Below are 19,807 nucleotides of genomic sequence, written 5' to 3'. Positions count from 1 at the left end.
CAATTTTTAAAGATATAGAAACTACGATGAAAGGAGGTGCAAAAATATGTTAATCATTCCAGTTAAAGAAGGAGAGAATATCGATAGAGCGTTAAAACGTTATAAACGTAAATTTGATCGTACAAAAACGATGAAGCAATTACGTAACAGAAAGCAGTTTACTAAGCCATCTGTGGCAAAACGAGCTCAAATGATTAAAGCATCTTATGTTCAGAGATTAAGAACTCAAGAAGAAGTAGGATAGTAATCATCCTAAAAAGTGAAAAACCTGTATTGATATCAATACAGGTTTTTTTTGTATCTTCAATTAATAAATAAGATAGATAATGCTAATAAAAGCTTTTTTAGAGTATTTAGAGTTTGAGAAAAAGTATTCAAAAAACACAATTCAAGCATATAAAACGGATTTAATAGCGTTTAAAGATTTTTGTGAGGTTGAGTTTGATCAAGAGGATTTAGAGAGTATTCATTATAACCAAATTAGAACATGGATTGTTAGTTTGGTAAATGATAATATATCAAATAGAAGCGTAAATAGAAAAGTAAGCTCTTTAAAGACCTTTTATAAGTTTCTGCAAAAAATAGGGGAAGTAACAGTGAATCCGCTTTCAAATCATAAGGCGCTAAAAGTTCAAAAAAAAATACAAACTCCCTTTGATCAAAATGAAGTAGAAGAAGTTTTAAAACTAATAAAAGAGAGATCAGATTTTGAATCAGTAAGAGATAGGTTGATTGTGGAAATGTTGTATTCAACTGGAATGAGAAGGATTGAGTTGATAAATGTTAAAGAAAAAGATATAGATCATACTAGTAGAACAATAAAAGTATTAGGGAAAAGAAATAAAGAAAGGTATGTAACGATCTTGCCGTCAGTGTATAAAACTTTACAAGAATATTTAAGACAAAAAAGAGGAATTGAGGATGTAGATTTAGAGGTGCTTTTAGTGACTAAAAAAGGCGTTAAAATTTATGAAACCCTTGTTTACCGAATAATAAATTTGTACTTTAGTAGAGTGTCAACAAAAGCAAAAAAAAGTCCACATATATTAAGGCATGCTTTTGCTACACATTTACTTAACAACGGTGCGTCGTTAAATTCGGTTAAAGAATTACTAGGGCATTCAAGTTTAGCCTCTACCCAAGTTTATACGCACAATAGCTTGGAGCAAATAAAAAAAGTGTATAACAAGACTCACCCTAGAGGGTCAAATTAAAAGATCGAAGAATTATGAAGGTATTCACACAATCAGTAAATTTCTCAGCAGACCAAAAATTAATAGATTTCATTGAGAAAAAAATAGGAGGATTAGAGAAGTTTCATGATAAGATCGTTGATGCAGAAGTGTTTTTAAAAGTGCAAAAAACGAGTGAAAAGGAGAATAAAATAACTGAAGTAAAAATTAATATACCAGGAAGCGAATTAATGGTGAAAAAGCAAACTAAGACCTTTGAGGAAGGTATTAGTGTGTCTGTAGAATCTTTAAAAAGACAGTTGCAAAAATCAAAAGAAAAATCAAAGGATGCCTTAGTCTCATAAAAACGATAAAAAATAATTAAAAAAGTTTTAAAAATTAAAAATTACTTTTTACATTTGCAGTCCGTTAGAAATAGCGGATTGTTTTTTTATAACAAAAGCCGATGTAGCTCAGCTGGCTAGAGCAGCTGATTTGTAATCAGCAGGTCGTGGGTTCGAGTCCCTCCATCGGCTCTAAAAAATAAAAGTTCATTAAAATATTATTTAAGGTTTAGGGGAGATTCCAGAGCGGCCAAATGGGACGGACTGTAACTCCGTTGTCTTACGACTTCGCAGGTTCGAATCCTGCTCTCCCCACTATCTTAATGAAATTTTATTGCGGGAGTAGCTCAGTTGGTAGAGCGTCAGCCTTCCAAGCTGAATGTCGCCAGTTCGAACCTGGTCTCCCGCTCTAAATTCGTTGCCGACATAGCTCAGTTGGTAGAGCGCATCCTTGGTAGGGATGAGGTCACGGGTTCAAATCCCGTTGTTGGCTCTATTTTAGAGTTTATTTGACAAGAGTTTAAAAATAACACTAAATATATTTAACTAAGAATTAAAATTAATAATCATGGCAAAAGGAACTTATGATCGTTCGAAACCGCACTTAAACGTAGGTACTATTGGTCACGTAGATCACGGTAAAACTACTTTAACTGCTGCAATTACTAAAGTATTAGCAGATGCTGGATTTTCTGAGCAGAGAGCTTTTGATCAAATCGATAACGCTCCAGAAGAAAAAGAAAGAGGTATCACAATTAACTCTTCTCACGTAGAGTATGCAACAGCTAACCGTCACTACGCGCACGTTGACTGTCCAGGTCACGCCGATTACGTAAAGAACATGGTAACTGGTGCTGCACAAATGGATGGAGCTATCTTAGTAGTAGCTGCTACTGATGGTCCAATGCCACAAACTCGTGAGCACATCTTATTAGGTCGTCAGGTAGGTATTCCACGTATCGTTGTTTTCTTAAACAAAGTTGATATGGTTGATGACGAAGAGTTATTAGAGTTAGTAGAAATGGAAGTGAGAGATTTATTATCTTTCTATGAGTATGATGGAGATAATGGTCCTGTAGTTTCTGGTTCTGCTTTAGGTGCATTAAACGGAGAGCAAAAGTGGGTTGATACAGTATTAGAGTTAATGGAAGCTGTTGATACTTGGATCGAAGAGCCACCAAGAGATACTGAAAAAGATTTCTTAATGCCAATCGAGGATGTATTCTCTATTACTGGTCGTGGTACAGTAGCAACTGGACGTATCGAAACTGGTATCATTAATACAGGAGACCCTGTTGAGATTATCGGTATGGGAGATGAAAAATTAACATCTACTGTAACTGGTATCGAGATGTTCCGTCAAATCTTAGATAGAGGTGAGGCAGGAGATAACGCGGGTATCTTATTAAGAGGTATTGAAAAGACTCAAATTAAGAGAGGAATGGTAATCTGTAAGCCAGGTTCTATTACTCCACACGCTAAGTTTAAAGCTGAGGTGTATATCTTAAAGAAAGAAGAAGGTGGACGTCACACTCCATTCCACAACAACTACCGTCCACAGTTCTACGTACGTACAACTGACGTAACAGGTAATATTAACTTACCAGAAGGAGTTGAAATGGTAATGCCAGGTGATAACCTAACTATTACTGTTGACTTAATCCAACCTATCGCATTAAACACAGGTTTACAGTTCGCAATCCGTGAGGGAGGTAGAACAGTAGGAGCTGGTCAGGTAACTGAAATCTTAGACTAATTATAGTTTAATAATAAAGTATAAGGAGTCTCTTTTTAAAGAGAGACTCCTTTAAAATACGGGTTTAGCTCAGTTGGTAGAGCACTGGTCTCCAAAACCAGGTGTCGGGAGTTCGAGCCTCTCAACCCGTGCAAAACTAAAACGAGTTGTGGTGAAAACTGCAACTCGTTAAAAGGATAAAATATGAGTAACTTTATACAATACATTAAAGATTCTTTTGAAGAATTAAATACCAACATGACTTGGATTTCTCGTGAAGAAGCTCAAAAGTCTACTGTAGTAGTTGCAGCATTTACAATTGTATTTGCTTTAGCTGTAGCGGGGATAGATAAGGTTTTTCAAACAGGGTTAGATAACTTCTTTAAAATGTTTTAATGATGGCTGATTCGGTGATGAAGTGGTATGTGGTAAGAGCTATTGGAGGTCAAGAAAATAAAGTGAAAACTTACATTGAGACTGAAATTGCTCGTCATGGGTTGTCTGATTTTGTGAACCAAGTAATTGTTCCTACAGAAAAAGTTATTCAAGTAAGAAACGGAAAGAAAATAAACAGAGAAAGAGTTTACTTTCCTGGTTATGTAATGGTTGAGGCTAATTTAGCAGGGGAAGTTCCTCACGTAATTAAATCAGTAACAGGTGTTATTGGTTTCTTAGGAGAAACAAAAGGAGGTGACCCTGTACCAATGCGTAAATCAGAAGTAAACAGAATGTTAGGTAAAGTTGATGAACTTTCTGTTAAAGATGAAAATATTGCAATTCCTTATTCAGTTGGAGAAACTGTAAAAGTAATTGATGGTCCTTTCAATGGGTTTGATGGAACTGTTGAAAAGGTAAATGAAGAAAAGCGTAAGTTAGAAGTAATGGTAAAGATTTTCGGAAGAAAAACTCCATTAGAGTTAAACTATATGCAAGTAGAGAAAATATAATTGTTACACCTATATTTTGATGGGTTTAAGCTTCCAATTTAAACACATCGTTAAATCTTAAACAATGGCAAAAGAAGTAAGTAAATTAGTTAAACTACAAGTTAGGGGAGGTGCAGCGAATCCGTCGCCACCAGTTGGACCCGCTTTAGGTGCTGCCGGTGTTAACATCATGGAGTTCTGTAAGCAGTTTAATGCTCGTACACAGGACAAACAAGGTAAAGTATTACCTGTTGTTATTACAGTTTATACAGACAAATCATTTGAGTTTGTTGTAAAAACTCCACCAGCTGCAGTACAGTTATTAGAAGCGGCCAAAATTAAGAAAGGTTCAGGAGAACCTAATAGGAAAAAAGTAGCAAGCGTTTCTTGGGATCAAATTCGTGGAATTGCAGAAGACAAAATGGTAGATATGAATGCCTTTGAAGTAGAGTCTGCAATGAGAATGATTGCTGGAACAGCTCGTTCTATGGGATTAACAGTAACAGGTGATGCACCTGCTTAAACTTTAAAAGATATTTAGAAATGGCAATTACTAGAAAGCAAAAAGAAGCTCGTGCTAAAGTAGATAGCTCTAAAGTTTATAGCTTACAAGATGCATCAGCATTAGTTAAAGAGATTACAAATGTAAAGTTTGACGCATCTGTAGATTTAGCAGTACGTTTAGGAGTAGATCCTCGTAAAGCTAATCAAATGGTTCGTGGTGTTGTAACATTACCTCACGGAACTGGTAAAGATGTAAAAGTTTTAGCATTAGTTACTCCAGATAAAGAAGCGGAAGCTAAAGAAGCTGGTGCTGATTACGTTGGATTAGATGAATACCTTCAAAAAATTAAAGGAGGTTGGACTGATGTTGACGTTATTATTACTATGCCAAGTGTTATGGGTAAATTAGGTCCTTTAGGACGTGTATTAGGTCCTCGTGGATTAATGCCTAACCCTAAAACTGGTACAGTAACTATGGATGTTGCAAAAGCAGTACAAGAAGTAAAAGCAGGTAAAATCGACTTTAAAGTAGATAAAACTGGTATTGTACATGCTGCAATCGGAAAAGCATCTTTTGATGCTGCAAAGATTGAAGAAAATGCAAACGAGTTAATTCAAACATTAATTAAATTAAAGCCAACAGCGGCTAAAGGAACTTATATTAAAAGTATTTTTATGTCTTCTACTATGAGTCCTAGTGTAGCTGTAGATGTTAAAACAGTATCGTAAGGCAGTTAAAACTTTTTAATTATGACTAGAGAGGAAAAATCACAAGTAATACAAGATTTAACAGCACAATTAGCAGATACTAGCACGATCTATTTAGCAGATATTTCTGGTTTAGATGCAGCTACTACATCTAACTTACGTAGAGCATGTTTTAAAGCGAACGTACAATTGGCTGTTGTTAAAAACACATTGCTTTCAAAAGCAATGGAAGCTTCTGATAAAGATTTCGGAGAATTACCAGAGGTATTAAAAGGTAACACTTCAATGTTAATTGCTGAAGCAGCAAATGCACCAGCAAAAGTTATCAAAGAGTTCAGAAAAAAATCAAAAGATCGTCCTTTATTAAAAGGAGCGTATGTAGAAGAGGCAGTTTATATTGGAGATGACCAATTAGATGCTCTTGTAAACATCAAATCTAGAGAAGAACTTATTGGAGATATTATCACCTTATTACAATCTCCTGCTAAGAATGTTGTTTCAGCATTACAGTCAGGTGGAGGTAAATTATCAGGTATCTTAAAGACATTATCAGAAAAATAATTTCGCGCACTAATAAACTAAATAAATAAAATTTTTAAAAAACAATTAAAATGGCAGATTTAAAAGATTTCGCAGAACAATTAGTTAACTTAACAGTAAAAGAAGTTAATGAATTAGCTGATATTTTAAAAGAAGAGTATGGTATTGAGCCAGCAGCAGCAGCAGTAGCAGTAGCAGGACCAGCAGCAGGTGGTGGAGATGCAGCAGAAGAGAAAACTGAGTTTGATGTAATCTTAAAAGCAGCTGGAGGATCTAAATTAGCAGTTGTAAAATTAGTTAAAGAATTAACTGGATTAGGATTAAAAGAAGCTAAAGGTATTGTAGATAGCGCACCAGCACCAATCAAAGAAGGTGTATCTAAAGATGAGGCTGAAGGTCTTAAAAAGTCTTTAGAAGAAGCAGGAGCTGAGGTAGAGCTTAAGTAAGCTATACTCCCGAATTATAGAAAACGGGAAAAAACAATAAAGGTTTAGGTACTAAAGACTCATGTTTTTAGGCCTAAACCATTTTGTGTATATATTCGTTCTTTATTTTTCACATTTTTTGTATTTGTGAATTTACGATTATAAAGTGCTGATTTTTAATCAGTAAGAGCAATTAAAATTGCAGTATTGAAACAATTAAGTTTCAAAAATAATATTTTTAATTAAAAATAGCATCTCTTTTGGCAACGATAAATACTACTGAAAGAATTAACTTCGCGTCATCGCAGTTAGGAGCTGATTATCCAGACTTTTTAGATATTCAGGTGAAGTCTTTTCAAGATTTCTTCCAATTGCAAACTAAAGCTGAAGAGCGAGGAGAAGAAGGTTTGTATAAAACTTTCATGGATAACTTCCCGATTACAGATACACGTAATCAATTTGTATTAGAATTTTTAGACTACTTTGTAGATCCTCCAAGGTATAGCATTCAAGAATGTATCGAGCGTGGATTAACTCACAGTGTACCTCTAAAAGCACGTTTAAAATTATATTGTACTGACCCAGAACACGAAGATTTCGAAACAATCGTTCAAGATGTGTATTTAGGTACAATTCCTTATATGACAAACTCTGGTACCTTTATTATTAATGGTGCAGAAAGAGTTGTAGTGTCACAATTACACCGTTCACCAGGTGTATTCTTTGGGCAATCTTTCCACGCTAATGGAACCAAGTTATACTCTGCAAGAGTAATTCCATTCAAAGGTTCTTGGATTGAATTTGCTACCGATATCAATCAAGTAATGTATGCTTATATTGATAGAAAGAAAAAATTACCAGTAACAACGTTATTCAGAGCCATAGGTTTTGAAAGAGATAAAGATATTTTAGAGATTTTTGATTTAGCTGAAGAAGTAAAAGTTTCTAAAGCTGGATTAAAGAAAGTATTAGGGCGTAAATTAGCAGCAAGAGTATTAAAAACTTGGCATGAAGATTTCGTAGATGAAGATACAGGAGAAGTTGTTTCTATTGAGCGTAACGAAATCATTTTCGACCGTGATACTATTATAGAAAAAGAACATATTGATGAAATAATTGAAGCAGGTGCAAAAACAGTCTTGTTACATAAAGAAGACAATCAGCAAGCAGATTATGCCATCATTCACAATACATTACAAAAAGACCCTACAAACTCTGAAAAGGAAGCTGTAGAGCATGTATATAGACAATTACGTAATGCTGAACCGCCAGATGAGGAAACTGCAAGAGGTATTATTGAAAAATTATTCTTCTCAGAGCAACGTTATAGTTTAGGTGAAGTAGGACGTTTTAGAATGAATACTAAACTTCAGTTAAATGAAGATTTAGATCAAAAAGTATTAACTAAGAATGATATCATTACAATCATTAAGTACTTAATTGAATTAATCAATTCAAAGGCTGAAGTAGATGATATTGATCACTTATCTAATCGTCGTGTTAGAACTGTTGGTGAGCAATTAGCAGGTCAATTTGGTGTAGGTTTAGCTCGTATGGCACGTACTATTCGTGAGAGAATGAATGTTCGTGATAATGAGGTGTTTACTCCAATCGACTTAATTAACGCTAAGACGTTATCTTCAGTAATTAACTCTTTCTTTGGTACCAACCAGTTATCTCAATTTATGGATCAAACAAATCCATTAGCAGAGATTACTCATAAGCGTCGTTTATCAGCTTTAGGACCTGGAGGTTTATCACGTGAAAGAGCAGGTTTCGAGGTTCGTGACGTTCACTATACGCATTATGGTCGTTTATGTCCGATTGAAACACCTGAAGGACCAAACATTGGACTTATTTCTTCTTTAGCGGTTTATGCTAAAGTAAATAATATGGGATTCATTGAAACTCCATACAAAAAGGTAGATAATGGTTCAGTCTCTTCTGAAGAACCAATTTATTTATCAGCAGAAGAAGAAGAAGGAATGAAAATTGCTCAATCTAATTTACCAGTAGCAAATGATGGTAAAATAGAGAGCGAAAGAGTTATTGCACGTGAAGAAGGAGATTTTCCAGTGGAAAACCCTGAAGCAATTAATTATATGGACGTTGCTCCTAATCAAATTGCTTCGATTTCGGCATCATTAATTCCTTTCTTAGAGCATGATGATGCGAACCGTGCACTGATGGGATCGAACATGATGCGTCAAGCAGTTCCATTATTACGTCCAGAGTCTCCAATTGTTGGTACTGGTTTAGAACGTAGAGTAGCAAAAGATTCTCGTATCTTAATCAATGCTGAAGGAGCAGGAGTTGTAGAATATGTAGACGCCAATAAAATAACAATTAAGTACGATAGGACAGAAGAAGAGCGCATGGTTAGCTTTGATTCTGATGAAGTGTCGTACGACTTAATTAAGTTTAGAAAAACAAACCAAGGTACTAATATCAACTTAAAACCGATTGTAAAAGTAGGTGATAGAGTTGAAGAAGGTCAAGTACTTTGTGAAGGATATGCAACACAAAAAGGAGAATTAGCTTTAGGTAGAAACATGAAAGTAGCCTTTATGCCTTGGAAAGGGTATAACTTTGAGGATGCGATTGTGATTTCTGAAAAAGTAGTTCGTGAAGATATCTTTACTTCTATTCATATTGATGAATATTCATTAGATGTTCGTGATACTAAATTAGGAGCTGAAGAATTAACAAACGATATTCCTAATGTTTCTGAAGAGGCTACAAAAGACTTAGATGAAAATGGAATGATTCGTATTGGAGCAGAAGTAAATCCTGGTGATATTTTAATTGGTAAAATTACACCAAAAGGAGAATCTGACCCTACTCCAGAAGAAAAGTTATTACGTGCTATCTTTGGTGATAAAGCAGGAGATGTAAAAGATGCATCATTAAAAGCGTCTCCATCATTAAGAGGAGTTGTAATTAACAAAAAATTATTCAAACGCGCAGTAAAAGATAAGAATAAGCGTGCTCGTGATAAAGAAGCAATAGCAGCTTTAGAAGCATCTTATGTGTCTAAGTTTGAAGAATTAAAAGATGTTTTAGTTGAAAAGTTATTCAACTTAGTATCAGGAAAAACTTCTCAAGGAGTGTATAACGACTTAGGAGAAGAAGTGTTGCCAAAAGGTAAAAAGTTTACACAAAAAATGTTAAACTCTGTAGAAGACTTTACACATTTAAGTGGAACTTGGACTACTGATAAAGACTTAAATCAATTAGTTGTAGAATTAGTTCACAATTACAAGATTAAAGTAAACGACCTACAAGGAGTTTTACGTCGTGAGAAATTTACAATCTCTGTAGGAGACGAATTACCAGCAGGTATCTTAAAACTTGCTAAAATTTATGTAGCTAAGAAACGTAAATTAAAAGTAGGAGATAAGATGGCAGGACGTCACGGAAACAAAGGTATTGTTGCACGTATTGTACGTCAAGAAGATATGCCTTTCTTAGAAGACGGAACACCAGTAGATATCGTATTAAACCCATTAGGGGTACCATCTCGTATGAACATTGGTCAGATTTATGAAACTGTTCTTGGATGGGCAGGTCAAAAATTAGGTCAAAAGTATGCAACACCAATTTTTGATGGTGCAAAAATTGATCAAATCAATGCTTTAACTGATGAAGCAGGAATACCACGTTACGGACACACATATTTATATGATGGAGGTACAGGTAAACGTTTCGATCAGCCTGCAACGGTAGGAGTAATTTATATGATTAAGTTAGGTCACATGATTGAAGATAAGATGCACGCGCGTTCTATTGGACCTTACTCATTAATTACTCAGCAACCATTAGGAGGTAAAGCACAGTTTGGAGGTCAGCGTTTTGGTGAGATGGAGGTATGGGCACTTGAAGCATATGGTGCATCAAGTATATTACGAGAAATCTTAACTGTTAAGTCTGATGATGTATTAGGTAGAGCAAAAACTTACGAGTCTATCGTTAAAGGAGAAGCAATGCCAGAACCAGGTTTACCAGAATCATTTAACGTATTAATGCACGAACTTAAAGGTTTAGGATTAGACGTTAAATTAGAAGAATAATCACAGTGAAATGTCTCAGAGTGTAAGCTCTGAGGCAAATCATTTTTTCAATATCAGTCTTATTATAAGACATTTATTTTTAATTCGAATCCATTATCATGGCAAGAAAAAACGAAAAATACACTGTTAAGAAGTTTAACAAAATTTCAATAGGTTTAGCATCACCTGAGTCTATTTTAGAGGCTTCTAAAGGAGAGGTGTTAAAACCAGAAACTATAAACTACCGTACACACAAACCAGAAAGAGATGGATTGTTTTGTGAGCGTATCTTTGGTCCTGTAAAAGACTATGAGTGTGCGTGTGGTAAATATAAAAGAATTCGATATAAAGGTATCGTTTGTGACCGTTGTGGTGTTGAAGTTACTGAGAAAAAAGTACGTAGAGATAGAGTAGGTCATATTAACTTAGTAGTACCAGTTGCACATATTTGGTACTTTAGATCATTACCTAACAAAATGGGATACCTTTTAGGGTTACCATCTAAGAAGTTAGATATGATTATTTACTACGAACGTTACGTAGTAATTCAACCAGGTATTGCTAAGAATGCCGAAGGAGAACCATTACAAAAAATGGACTTCTTAACTGAGGAAGAATACTTAGATATCGTAGATGAGCTTCCACAAGAAAATATGTATTTAGAAGATTCTGACCCTAATAAGTTTATCGCTAAAATGGGTGCAGAGTGTTTAATTGATTTATTAGAAAGAATCGATTTAGACGAGTTATCATATCAATTGCGTCATAAAGCAAACACTGAAACTTCTAAGCAACGTAAAAATGAAGCATTAAAGCGTCTAAATGTTGTAGAAGCATTCAGAGATTCTCAAAAAAATAGAGAAAACAATCCAGAATGGATGATTATGAAGGTAATTCCGGTTATTCCACCAGAATTACGTCCATTAGTACCATTAGATGGAGGTCGTTTTGCTACTTCTGACTTAAATGATTTATATCGTCGTGTAATTATCCGTAACAATCGTTTAAAACGATTAATGGAAATTAAAGCACCAGAAGTAATTTTACGTAATGAAAAACGTATGTTACAAGAATCAGTAGATTCATTATTTGATAACACACGTAAATCATCAGCTGTAAAAACAGAGTCTAACAGACCATTAAAATCATTATCTGATAGTTTAAAAGGTAAGCAAGGACGTTTCCGTCAAAACTTATTAGGTAAGCGTGTTGATTACTCTGCACGTTCGGTAATTGTTGTTGGACCAGAATTAAAATTATACGAATGTGGATTGCCAAAAGATATGGCAGCTGAATTGTACAAACCTTTCGTTATTCGTAAGTTAATCGAAAGAGGAATTGTTAAGACAGTTAAATCTGCAAAGAAAATAATTGACAGAAAAGAACCAGTTGTTTGGGATATCTTAGAAAATGTAATTAAAGGACACCCTGTTTTATTAAACCGTGCCCCTACCTTACACCGTTTAGGTATTCAAGCTTTCCAACCAAAATTAATTGAAGGAAAGGCAATTCGTTTACACCCATTAGTATGTACGGCATTTAACGCCGATTTTGATGGGGATCAAATGGCGGTTCACTTACCATTAGGACCAGAAGCAATTTTAGAAGCACAGTTATTAATGTTAGCTTCTCATAATGTTTTAAACCCTGCAAATGGAGCACCAATTACGGTACCATCTCAGGATATGGTTTTAGGGTTATATTATATGACAAAAGAAAGAAAGTCAACTCCAGAAGTACCTATTAAAGGTGAAGGGTTAACTTTCTATTCTCCAGAAGAAGTAACTATTGCTTATAATGAGGAGCAAGTAGACTTAAATGCTGGAATAAAAGTAAGAACTAAAGACTTTAACGAGAATGGTGAGTTAGTAACTCAATTAATAGAAACTACTGTTGGTAGAGTATTATTTAACGAAGTGGTACCTGAACAAGCAGGGTATATTAATGAGGTATTAACAAAGAAATCATTACGTGGAATTATTGGTAATATCCTAAAAGTAACAGATATTCCATCAATAGGTAAGTTCTTAGATGATATCAAAGGAATGGGGTATAAATTTGCCTTCCAAGGTGGTTTATCTTTCTCATTAGGAGATATCATTATTCCGGAAGAAAAACATACCATGATTGCTGAAGCGAACGAAGAAGTGGATGGAATTGTTATGAATTATAACATGGGTATGTTAACGCAAAAAGAACGTTATAATCAGGTAATTGATGTTTGGGGATCTACCAACAACCGATTAACTGAATTATCTATGAAGCGTTTACGTGAAGACCAGCAAGGATTTAACTCAGTGTTTATGATGTTAGATTCTGGAGCACGTGGATCGAAAGAGCAGATTCGTCAGTTAACTGGTATGCGTGGATTAATGGCAAAACCTAAAAAATCGACCGCAGGAGGTGGAGAAATTATTGAAAACCCAATTTTATCGAACTTTAAAGAAGGGTTATCAATTTTAGAATACTTTATCTCCACGCACGGTGCACGTAAAGGACTTGCCGATACCGCATTAAAAACAGCCGATGCAGGATATTTAACACGTCGTTTAGTAGACGTATCTCAAGATGTTATCGTAAACGAAGAAGATTGTGGTACATTAAGAGGATTAGAAGTTTCTGCCTTAAAGAAAAACGATGAAATCGTTGAACCTTTAAGTGAAAGAATTTCAGGACGTACAGCATTATATGATGTTTATGCTCCAACTACAGATGAATTATTAGTTGAAGCAGGAGAGTTGATTACTCCAATTTTAGCTGACAAAATTGAAGCATCAGGCGTAGATAAAGTTGAAGTTCGTTCAGCATTAACATGTGAATCTGAAAGAGGAATTTGTGAGAAATGTTACGGACAAAGTTTATCAACAGGTCAAAAAGTTCAAAGAGGTGAAGCAGTTGGTGTAATTGCTGCACAGTCTATTGGAGAACCAGGTACACAGTTAACATTACGTACATTCCACGTTGGAGGGGTAGCAGGAAACATTTCTGAAGACAATAAGTTAATCGCAAAATTCGACGGTTCTGTAACTATTGATGACTTACGTACTGTAAAAGGTAAAGATTCAGCAGGCGAAGAAGTAGATATCGTAATTTCTCGTACTGCAGAAATTAAAATTACTGATAAGAAAACAGGCATCGTATTAAGTACTAACATAATTCCTTACGGTTCTATTATCTTTGATAAAGAAAGAAAGACGATCAAGAAAGGAGATGCAGTATGTCAATGGGATCCATTTAACGGAGTTATTGTTTCTGAATTTGGAGGTAAAGTTAAGTTCGACAATTTAGAACAAGGAATTAACTATTCTGTAGAAGTCGATGAACAAACAGGATTCCAAGAAAAAGTAATAACAGATTCTAAGAATAAAAAAATCATTCCTTCATTAATTATTGAAGATGCTGATGGTAATGCTTTACGTTCGTATAGTTTACCTGTAGGAGCTCATTTAATGGTAAATGATGGAGATAAAGTAGAAACAGGTAAAACATTAGTTAAGATTCCTCGTAAGTCTGGTAAAGCAGGAGATATTACAGGAGGTTTACCACGTGTAACTGAGTTATTCGAAGCGCGTAACCCTTCTAACCCAGCTGTAGTAGCACAAATTGATGGAGTTGTGTCATTTGGTAAGATTAAGCGTGGTAACCGTGAAATTATTATCGAATCTAAAACAGGAGAGATTAAGAAATACTTAATTAAGTTATCTAATCAAATCTTAGTTCAAGAAAACGACTTTATCAAAGCAGGAATGCCATTATCTGATGGAGCAATTACTCCTATTGATATCTTAAATATCAAAGGACCTTCAGCAGTTCAAGAATACTTAGTAAACGAGATCCAAGAAGTATACCGTTTACAAGGGGTAAAAATTAACGACAAGCACTTTGAAGTAGTAGTACGTCAAATGATGCGTAAAGTTAGAATTATTGATTCAGGAGATACTTTATTCTTAGAAAATCAATTAGTTCATAAAACGGATTTCATCAAAGAAAATGACGCTATTTACGGAATGAAAGTTGTTGAAGACTCAGGAGATTCTGCTAACTTGAAACCAGGACAAATAGTTTCAGCTCGTCAATTAAGAGATGAAAACTCTTTATTACGTAGAGAAGATAAAAACTTAGTAGTAGCACGTGATGCTCAACCAGCAACAGCTGAGCAAGTATTACAAGGTATTACAAGAGCATCGTTACAAACGAAGTCATTTATCTCAGCTGCATCATTCCAGGAAACAACTAAAGTATTAAATGAAGCCGCTGTAAATGGTAAAATTGATACCTTAGAAGGATTAAAAGAAAACGTAATTGTTGGTAAACGTATACCAGCAGGTACAGGAATGAGAGCTTACGAAGATATCGTAGTTGGACCTAAGGATGAGATTGAACAAAGTTTATAAAAACTTAAATTTATAAATAATATCAAGGGTTTAGAGTTCTTAGAACTCTAAACCCTTATTTTTTTAACTAAAACATATTAAGAGACTTAATTATGGAAGATAATAAGAAAGAGCCGCAATTAAATATAGAGCTAGACCAAGAAATAGCAGAAGGAACGTATAGTAATTTAGCTATTATAAACCATTCAGTTTCTGAGTTTATAGTAGATTTTATTAATATTATGCCAGGAGTTCCTAAGGCAAAAGTAAAATCAAGAATTATTTTAACTCCACAACACGCTAAACGTTTGTCAAAAGCGTTAGCAGACAATATTCGTAAGTTTGAACAAGCACATGGAGAAATAAAAGATTATGAGCAACCACCAATTCCAATGAACTTTGGTGGAACCACAGGGGAAGCTTAAAAAAAAATCGTCTATATAGACGATTTTTTTGTTTTAAAAACCTTCTGAAAGCTCTTTTAAAGCTTTTAAATCGGTTATAAAAATTTCTTTACCCTTTAAATCAATTAGTTTTTTCTTTTTAAACTCTGAAAGTAAACGAATAGCACTTTCCGTTGCTGTTCCAATAATATTAGCCATATCTTCTCGAGATAAATTAATATTTATAGAGCCATTTTCGTTCTTGTTAAACTTAGAGTCTAAAAGTAAAAGAGTAGCAGCTAAACGTTGTTTTACGGTTTTTTGAGCCATATCTACTATAATATCATCTGCTTTCTTTAAAGAATTGGCCATTTTTTTTAAAATGTCCATAGAAAAGTTAGAGTTGTTTTCTAAATCTCTAATAATTTCTTCTTTAGGAATAAAACATACTTCCATATCATTAACAGCAATAGCTTTTAAATTGGAAGCTTCATTGTTAATCAAACTTCGCTCTCCTAAAATATCTCCTTTTTTTATTAAATGAATAATTTGGTCTCTACCATTATCACTCATTTTAGACACTTTACAAACACCGTCTTTAACACAAAAAACACCATTTATGTATTCGCCTTCATCAAAGAGAACTTCTCCTTTTTTTATTTTTTTAGACGTTTTACATCCTGTTATTCTTATCAATTCATCTTTTGTTAAAGCCTTTAAAGAATTAAATTCTCTGATGATACATTGCTCACACTTGCTCATAGATATGCCCTTTTTTTGTTACTCAAATATACGGAAAACCTGACAATTATCATGTTTTAATTTGAGATGTTATCCGACATTTGTACTAGGCAAAAGAGTAAATATGGAAAGCACAACATGTTTTCATTGTGGTAACGAGTGCGACACAAAAACAATTACAAAAGAAGATAAATTTTTCTGTTGTAATGGATGCAAAACGGTTTATGAAATTTTTTCAGAAAACGATTTAACTTGTTATTACGATTTTCAAAACAACCCAGGAGCAATACCTGAAGAGATACAAGGAAAATATGATTTCTTGGATAATGAATCCATTGTAGATAAACTATTAGAGTTTAACGATGGTAATGTACAAGTGGTAAATTTATACATTCCACATATACATTGTAGTTCATGTATTTGGGTATTAGAAAACTTACACAAACTACAAGAGTTTGTATCTTCATCTCAAGTTAATTTCCCAAAGAAAACAGTACGAATTACTTACAATTCCGAAAAAACATCACTTAAAGAAATAGTATTACTATTAAGTTCTATTGGTTATGAACCTTACATAAGCCTTGAAGATTATGAGGTAGGGAAAAAGAAGGTAGACCGTAGTTTAATTTATAAACTAGGAATAGCAGGTTTTGCTTTTGGAAATGTTATGTTTTTATCATTCCCGGAGTATTTTGAAGTATCAGAATATTGGTTAGAGCAATACAAAGGAATCTTCCGTTGGTTAATGTTTATATTTTCGTTACCTGTAGTGTTTTATGCTGGAGTTGATTATTTTATTTCAGCATACAAAGGAATTCGCTCTAAAATTTTAAACATTGATGTTCCTATTGCTCTTGGAATTTTAGTGCTATTTGTACGTAGTACAGCAGAGATTATGTTGGATTTAGGGACAGGCTTTTTTGATAGTTTAACAGGGCTAGTGTTCTTCTTATTACTAGGGAAGTTTTTTCAACAAAAAACTTATAATTTCTTGTCATTCGAACGCGATTACAAATCGTACTTTCCAATTGCAGTAACAAGAATAACTACGGATAAAAAAGAAGAAAACACGCAAATCTATGATGTCAATAAAGGAGACAGACTATTAATTAGAAACCAAGAATTAATTCCTGTTGATGGAATTTTAATTAATGGAGAAGCGAAAATAGACTACAGCTTTGTTACAGGTGAGGCTATTCCTGTAAATAAAAAGTCAGGAGATAAATTATTTGCAGGAGGAAAGCAACTGTCAGGAAGTATAGAGATGGAGGTACTAGCTTCGGTTTCACAAAGCTATTTAACACAGTTGTGGAGTAATGATGTATTTCAAAAAGACAAAAATTCATCGTTTAAAACGCTAACTGATAAAATCAGTAAGAATTTTACCATCATCGTATTGTTAATAGCGTTTTTGTCTACAGCGTTTTGGTTATACTATGATTCAAGTGTAGCATTAAACGTATTTACGTCAGTACTAATTATTGCATGTCCTTGTGCCATAGCCTTAGCAGCACCGTTTACTTTAGGGAATATCCTACGAATCTTTGGGAGAAAGAAATTTTATTTAAAGAATGCTACAGTAGTAGAACAATTAGCAGCTATAAACTCAGTTATTTTTGATAAAACAGGTACGCTTACCACCAATAAAGAAAATACGATAACATATAAAGGTGAAGATCTAAATAAACTCCAAAAAGCGATATTAAAAAGCTCATTAAGAGCCTCAAATCATCCACTAAGTAGAATGTTATATGCTTCTTTAGAAGAAGAAATGTTACCAGTTGATAATTACCAAGAATATGTAGGAAAGGGAATTGAGACAAATTATCAACAAACAAGATTAAAAATAGGTTCGTCTTCTTTTGTAAAAAATGCAGAAGAACGATTAAATTTTGATACTTCTGTTCATATTAGTGTTAACGATAAGTATAAAGGAAAGTTTGTGTTTAAAAATGCTTATAGAAAAGGAGTTGAAAACCTGTTATCAAGCTTAAATAAAAAATATGAATTATCTGTAGTTTCTGGAGATAATGAAGGGGAAAAGAAGTTTTTAGAAGAGTTATTACCTAAAGAAACAACATTTTTATTCAATCAAAAACCGCAAGATAAGCTACATTATGTAGAGGAACTACAAGAAAAAAACAAAAGTGTATTGATGATTGGTGACGGATTAAATGATGCAGGAGCGTTAGCTCAAAGCAATGTAGGAATAGCTTTATCGGAAAATATCAATGTGTTTTCACCTGCTTGCGATGCTATTTTAGATGCCACAAAGTTTAGTGAAATAGGAAACTATATAAGAGCATCGCAAAAAGCGATAAAAATTATTAAGTATTGTTTTTTATTATCTTTAATGTATAATGTTGTTGGACTTTATTTTGCGGTAACGGGGCAGTTGATGCCAGTAATAGCAGCTATTTTGATGCCGTTGAGTTCAATTAGTGTAGTAGTATTTACAACAATAGCTACCAATATTTTAGGTAGAAAAATAAAATAAAAAGATGCAGATTAATAAATATATAGATCATACTTTATTAAAACCTACAGCAACTAAAGCAGATATAGTAAAGCTGTGTAATGAGGCCAAAAAATATAACTTTTATGCAGTTTGTGTAAATGGATGTTATGTAGAATTGGCAGCCAAAGAGTTAAAAGGTTCGGATGTAAAAATAGCAGCTGTAGTAGGTTTTCCTTTAGGAGCAATGACTACCAAAGCTAAAATTTTTGAAGCCAAAGAATGTATAAAAAATGGAGCTTCTGAAATAGATATGGTTATCAATATAGGTAAGTTGTTAGATGGTGAAGAAAATTATGTAGAAAAAGAAATTCGGTTGATTAAAGAAGAAATAGGAGAAAATATATTAAAAGTAATTTTTGAAAACTGTTATCTATCTAAGGAACAAATAAAAATAGCAAGTCAATTAGCGGTAGAAGCCGGGGCTGATTTTGTAAAAACATCTACAGGTTTTGGTACTGGAGGGGCTACTTTTAAAGATGTAGCGATAATGGATAGTGTTGTAGATGGAAAAGCACAGATAAAAGCAGCTGGTGGTATTAGAGATATTGAAACAGCTAAGAGGTACATAGAAATGGGAGTAACTCGTTTAGGAACCTCGTCAGGTGTTTCATTAGTAACGAGTGGTATTTCAGATAAGAATCAGTATTAAAATAAGTTTTTAATAACTCAAAATCTAAAAGAACAAAGAATGAGCGTACATATAGAAGCAAAGAAAGGAGAAATAGCAGAAACTGTTTTATTACCAGGTGATCCTATGCGCGCAAAATGGATAGCAGAAACATTTTTAGAAAATCCAACGTGTTACAATGATGTTCGTGGAATGCTAGGTTTTACAGGGACGTATCAAAGAAAGCGAATATCTGTTCAAGGAACTGGAATGGGAATTCCTTCCACATTAATTTATTGTCATGAATTAATTACAGAGTATGGAGTTAAAAATTTAATAAGAGTAGGTTCAGCTGGTTCTTATCAAGAAGATGTAAAAATTAGAGATATTGTTATAGCCATGGCAGCATCGACAAATTCTGGATTAAATACCATACGTTTCAACGGAGCCGACTATGCGCCGACAGCAAGTTTTGAACTATTCCAAAAAGCAGTTGATGTAGCAAAAAACAAAGGAATTCCGCTAAAATCAGGAAATATTTTAAGTTCAGATGAGTTTTATGCTGATGAATTTGAAAGCTATAAAAAGTGGGCAGATTATGGGGTGCTTTGTGTTGAGATGGAAACAAATGGATTATATACTGTTGCAGCAAAACACAAAGTAAATGCACTGTCAATTTTAACCATTTCAGATAGTTTAGTTACTGGAGAAAGAACAACTGCTGAAGAAAGAGAACAAACCTTTAAAGAAATGATTGAAATCGCTTTAGAATTGGCTTAATC

The 19,807-nt window shown here is 33.9% G+C and carries 17 protein-coding genes and 5 tRNA genes; 21 read left to right on the top strand and 1 reads right to left on the bottom strand.

Translation table 11 applies throughout. From position 1 onward, the window contains the following. Nucleotides 1–46: 46 nt before the first annotated feature. The 18 genes from rpsU (at nucleotide 47) to ABHQ57_RS10505 (ending at nucleotide 15,201) form a co-directional block, all read left to right on the top strand. Complete coding sequence (gene rpsU / locus ABHQ57_RS10590) at nucleotides 47–244, top strand: 30S ribosomal protein S21 (protein WP_028892869.1); 198 nt, start codon at nucleotides 47–49, stop codon at nucleotides 242–244. An 82-nt stretch (nucleotides 245–326) separates the two neighbouring features. Further along, nucleotides 327–1,214 carry a tyrosine-type recombinase/integrase gene (locus ABHQ57_RS10585; protein WP_159613859.1) on the top strand — a complete coding sequence of 296 codons (888 nt, stop codon included), beginning with the start codon at nucleotides 327–329 and terminating at the stop codon, nucleotides 1,212–1,214. Nucleotides 1,215–1,228: 14 nt separating this feature from the next. Next, the gene (hpf, locus tag ABHQ57_RS10580) at nucleotides 1,229–1,537 is read left to right on the top strand and encodes a ribosome hibernation-promoting factor, HPF/YfiA family (RefSeq protein ID WP_047790102.1); all 309 of its coding nucleotides are present in this window, start codon (nucleotides 1,229–1,231) and stop codon (nucleotides 1,535–1,537) included. A gap of 97 nt (nucleotides 1,538–1,634) precedes the next feature. Continuing rightward, a tRNA-Thr gene (locus tag ABHQ57_RS10575) sits at nucleotides 1,635–1,708 on the top strand. A gap of 40 nt (nucleotides 1,709–1,748) precedes the next feature. Next, nucleotides 1,749–1,831, top strand: a tRNA-Tyr gene (locus tag ABHQ57_RS10570). A gap of 21 nt (nucleotides 1,832–1,852) precedes the next feature. After that, nucleotides 1,853–1,925: transfer RNA gene (locus ABHQ57_RS10565), tRNA-Gly, on the top strand. Nucleotides 1,926–1,936: 11 nt separating this feature from the next. Further along, a tRNA-Thr gene (locus ABHQ57_RS10560) sits at nucleotides 1,937–2,009 on the top strand. A gap of 75 nt (nucleotides 2,010–2,084) precedes the next feature. After that, complete coding sequence (gene tuf / locus ABHQ57_RS10555; RefSeq protein ID WP_047790103.1) at nucleotides 2,085–3,272, top strand: elongation factor Tu; 1,188 nt, start codon at nucleotides 2,085–2,087, stop codon at nucleotides 3,270–3,272. 58 nt (nucleotides 3,273–3,330) lie between these two features. Further along, nucleotides 3,331–3,403: transfer RNA gene (locus ABHQ57_RS10550), tRNA-Trp, on the top strand. 52 nt (nucleotides 3,404–3,455) lie between these two features. Further along, on the top strand, nucleotides 3,456–3,647 hold the full coding sequence (gene secE / locus ABHQ57_RS10545; RefSeq protein ID WP_073184511.1) for a preprotein translocase subunit SecE: 192 nt from the start codon (nucleotides 3,456–3,458) through the stop codon (nucleotides 3,645–3,647). 2 nt (nucleotides 3,648–3,649) lie between these two features. Beyond that, nucleotides 3,650–4,198 carry a transcription termination/antitermination protein NusG gene (nusG, locus tag ABHQ57_RS10540; RefSeq protein ID WP_047790161.1) on the top strand — a complete coding sequence of 183 codons (549 nt, stop codon included), beginning with the start codon at nucleotides 3,650–3,652 and terminating at the stop codon, nucleotides 4,196–4,198. A 64-nt stretch (nucleotides 4,199–4,262) separates the two neighbouring features. Continuing rightward, nucleotides 4,263–4,700, top strand: coding sequence for a 50S ribosomal protein L11 (rplK, locus tag ABHQ57_RS10535; protein ID WP_047790105.1), 438 nt, complete (start codon nucleotides 4,263–4,265; stop codon nucleotides 4,698–4,700). 20 nt (nucleotides 4,701–4,720) lie between these two features. Next, entirely contained in the window at nucleotides 4,721–5,410 is a 690-nt protein-coding gene (gene rplA, locus ABHQ57_RS10530; RefSeq protein ID WP_047790106.1) for a 50S ribosomal protein L1, read from the top strand. Between the two features lie 21 nt (nucleotides 5,411–5,431). Beyond that, nucleotides 5,432–5,950, top strand: a complete 519-nt coding sequence (gene rplJ, locus ABHQ57_RS10525; RefSeq protein ID WP_047790107.1) for a 50S ribosomal protein L10 — start codon at nucleotides 5,432–5,434, stop codon at nucleotides 5,948–5,950. A 50-nt stretch (nucleotides 5,951–6,000) separates the two neighbouring features. Beyond that, nucleotides 6,001–6,375 (top strand): 50S ribosomal protein L7/L12, encoded by a 375-nt coding sequence (gene rplL, locus ABHQ57_RS10520; RefSeq protein WP_047790108.1) that lies wholly within the window; start codon nucleotides 6,001–6,003, stop codon nucleotides 6,373–6,375. 239 nt (nucleotides 6,376–6,614) lie between these two features. Beyond that, nucleotides 6,615–10,424, top strand: a complete 3,810-nt coding sequence (gene rpoB / locus ABHQ57_RS10515; protein WP_047790109.1) for a DNA-directed RNA polymerase subunit beta — start codon at nucleotides 6,615–6,617, stop codon at nucleotides 10,422–10,424. 98 nt (nucleotides 10,425–10,522) lie between these two features. Continuing rightward, on the top strand, nucleotides 10,523–14,797 hold the full coding sequence (rpoC, locus tag ABHQ57_RS10510) for a DNA-directed RNA polymerase subunit beta' (RefSeq protein WP_047790110.1): 4,275 nt from the start codon (nucleotides 10,523–10,525) through the stop codon (nucleotides 14,795–14,797). A gap of 92 nt (nucleotides 14,798–14,889) precedes the next feature. Further along, nucleotides 14,890–15,201 (top strand): DUF3467 domain-containing protein, encoded by a 312-nt coding sequence (locus ABHQ57_RS10505; protein ID WP_047790111.1) that lies wholly within the window; start codon nucleotides 14,890–14,892, stop codon nucleotides 15,199–15,201. Nucleotides 15,202–15,234: 33 nt separating this feature from the next. On the opposite strand, the gene ABHQ57_RS10500 is transcribed toward ABHQ57_RS10505, so the two are convergent. Continuing rightward, on the bottom strand, nucleotides 15,235–15,921 hold the full coding sequence (locus tag ABHQ57_RS10500) for a Crp/Fnr family transcriptional regulator (RefSeq protein WP_253680762.1): 687 nt from the start codon (nucleotides 15,919–15,921) through the stop codon (nucleotides 15,235–15,237). A 103-nt stretch (nucleotides 15,922–16,024) separates the two neighbouring features. On the opposite strand from ABHQ57_RS10500, the gene ABHQ57_RS10495 reads away from it, so the two are divergent. Genes ABHQ57_RS10495 through deoD form a run of 3 tightly spaced genes read left to right on the top strand, consistent with a single transcriptional unit; the run spans nucleotide 16,025 to nucleotide 19,805 of the window. Next, nucleotides 16,025–18,397, top strand: coding sequence for a heavy metal translocating P-type ATPase metal-binding domain-containing protein (locus tag ABHQ57_RS10495; RefSeq protein ID WP_253680760.1), 2,373 nt, complete (start codon nucleotides 16,025–16,027; stop codon nucleotides 18,395–18,397). Nucleotides 18,398–18,401: 4 nt separating this feature from the next. Then, nucleotides 18,402–19,067: a deoxyribose-phosphate aldolase gene (gene deoC / locus ABHQ57_RS10490; protein ID WP_253680758.1), complete on the top strand. Its 666-nt coding sequence runs from the start codon at nucleotides 18,402–18,404 to the stop codon at nucleotides 19,065–19,067. 39 nt (nucleotides 19,068–19,106) lie between these two features. Then, nucleotides 19,107–19,805 (top strand): purine-nucleoside phosphorylase, encoded by a 699-nt coding sequence (gene deoD / locus ABHQ57_RS10485; protein ID WP_073184502.1) that lies wholly within the window; start codon nucleotides 19,107–19,109, stop codon nucleotides 19,803–19,805. The last annotated feature ends 2 nt before the right edge of the window (nucleotides 19,806–19,807 follow it).

Origin of the sequence: Tenacibaculum sp. ZH5_bin.1, assembly GCF_042865525.1 — a bacterium.
GTDB classification, from domain to species: domain Bacteria; phylum Bacteroidota; class Bacteroidia; order Flavobacteriales; family Flavobacteriaceae; genus Polaribacter; species Polaribacter mesophilus.
Note: the sequence above shows the minus strand (reverse complement) of the source record. Positions and strands in the feature narration are given on the sequence as shown.

Coding starts and splice junctions, on each gene's coding strand:
- tuf (WP_047790103.1), top strand. CDS start 2,085: ATGGCAAAAGGAACTTATGATCGTTCGAAACCGCACTTAAACGTAGGT.
- hpf (WP_047790102.1), top strand. CDS start 1,229: ATGAAGGTATTCACACAATCAGTAAATTTCTCAGCAGACCAAAAATTA.
- nusG (WP_047790161.1), top strand. CDS start 3,650: ATGGCTGATTCGGTGATGAAGTGGTATGTGGTAAGAGCTATTGGAGGT.
- rplL (WP_047790108.1), top strand. CDS start 6,001: ATGGCAGATTTAAAAGATTTCGCAGAACAATTAGTTAACTTAACAGTA.
- ABHQ57_RS10585 (WP_159613859.1), top strand. CDS start 327: ATGCTAATAAAAGCTTTTTTAGAGTATTTAGAGTTTGAGAAAAAGTAT.
- rplJ (WP_047790107.1), top strand. CDS start 5,432: ATGACTAGAGAGGAAAAATCACAAGTAATACAAGATTTAACAGCACAA.
- rpoC (WP_047790110.1), top strand. CDS start 10,523: ATGGCAAGAAAAAACGAAAAATACACTGTTAAGAAGTTTAACAAAATT.
- ABHQ57_RS10500 (WP_253680762.1), bottom strand. CDS start 15,921: ATGAGCAAGTGTGAGCAATGTATCATCAGAGAATTTAATTCTTTAAAG.
- secE (WP_073184511.1), top strand. CDS start 3,456: ATGAGTAACTTTATACAATACATTAAAGATTCTTTTGAAGAATTAAAT.
- rpsU (WP_028892869.1), top strand. CDS start 47: ATGTTAATCATTCCAGTTAAAGAAGGAGAGAATATCGATAGAGCGTTA.
- deoC (WP_253680758.1), top strand. CDS start 18,402: ATGCAGATTAATAAATATATAGATCATACTTTATTAAAACCTACAGCA.
- rplK (WP_047790105.1), top strand. CDS start 4,263: ATGGCAAAAGAAGTAAGTAAATTAGTTAAACTACAAGTTAGGGGAGGT.
- ABHQ57_RS10495 (WP_253680760.1), top strand. CDS start 16,025: ATGGAAAGCACAACATGTTTTCATTGTGGTAACGAGTGCGACACAAAA.
- ABHQ57_RS10505 (WP_047790111.1), top strand. CDS start 14,890: ATGGAAGATAATAAGAAAGAGCCGCAATTAAATATAGAGCTAGACCAA.
- rplA (WP_047790106.1), top strand. CDS start 4,721: ATGGCAATTACTAGAAAGCAAAAAGAAGCTCGTGCTAAAGTAGATAGC.
- deoD (WP_073184502.1), top strand. CDS start 19,107: ATGAGCGTACATATAGAAGCAAAGAAAGGAGAAATAGCAGAAACTGTT.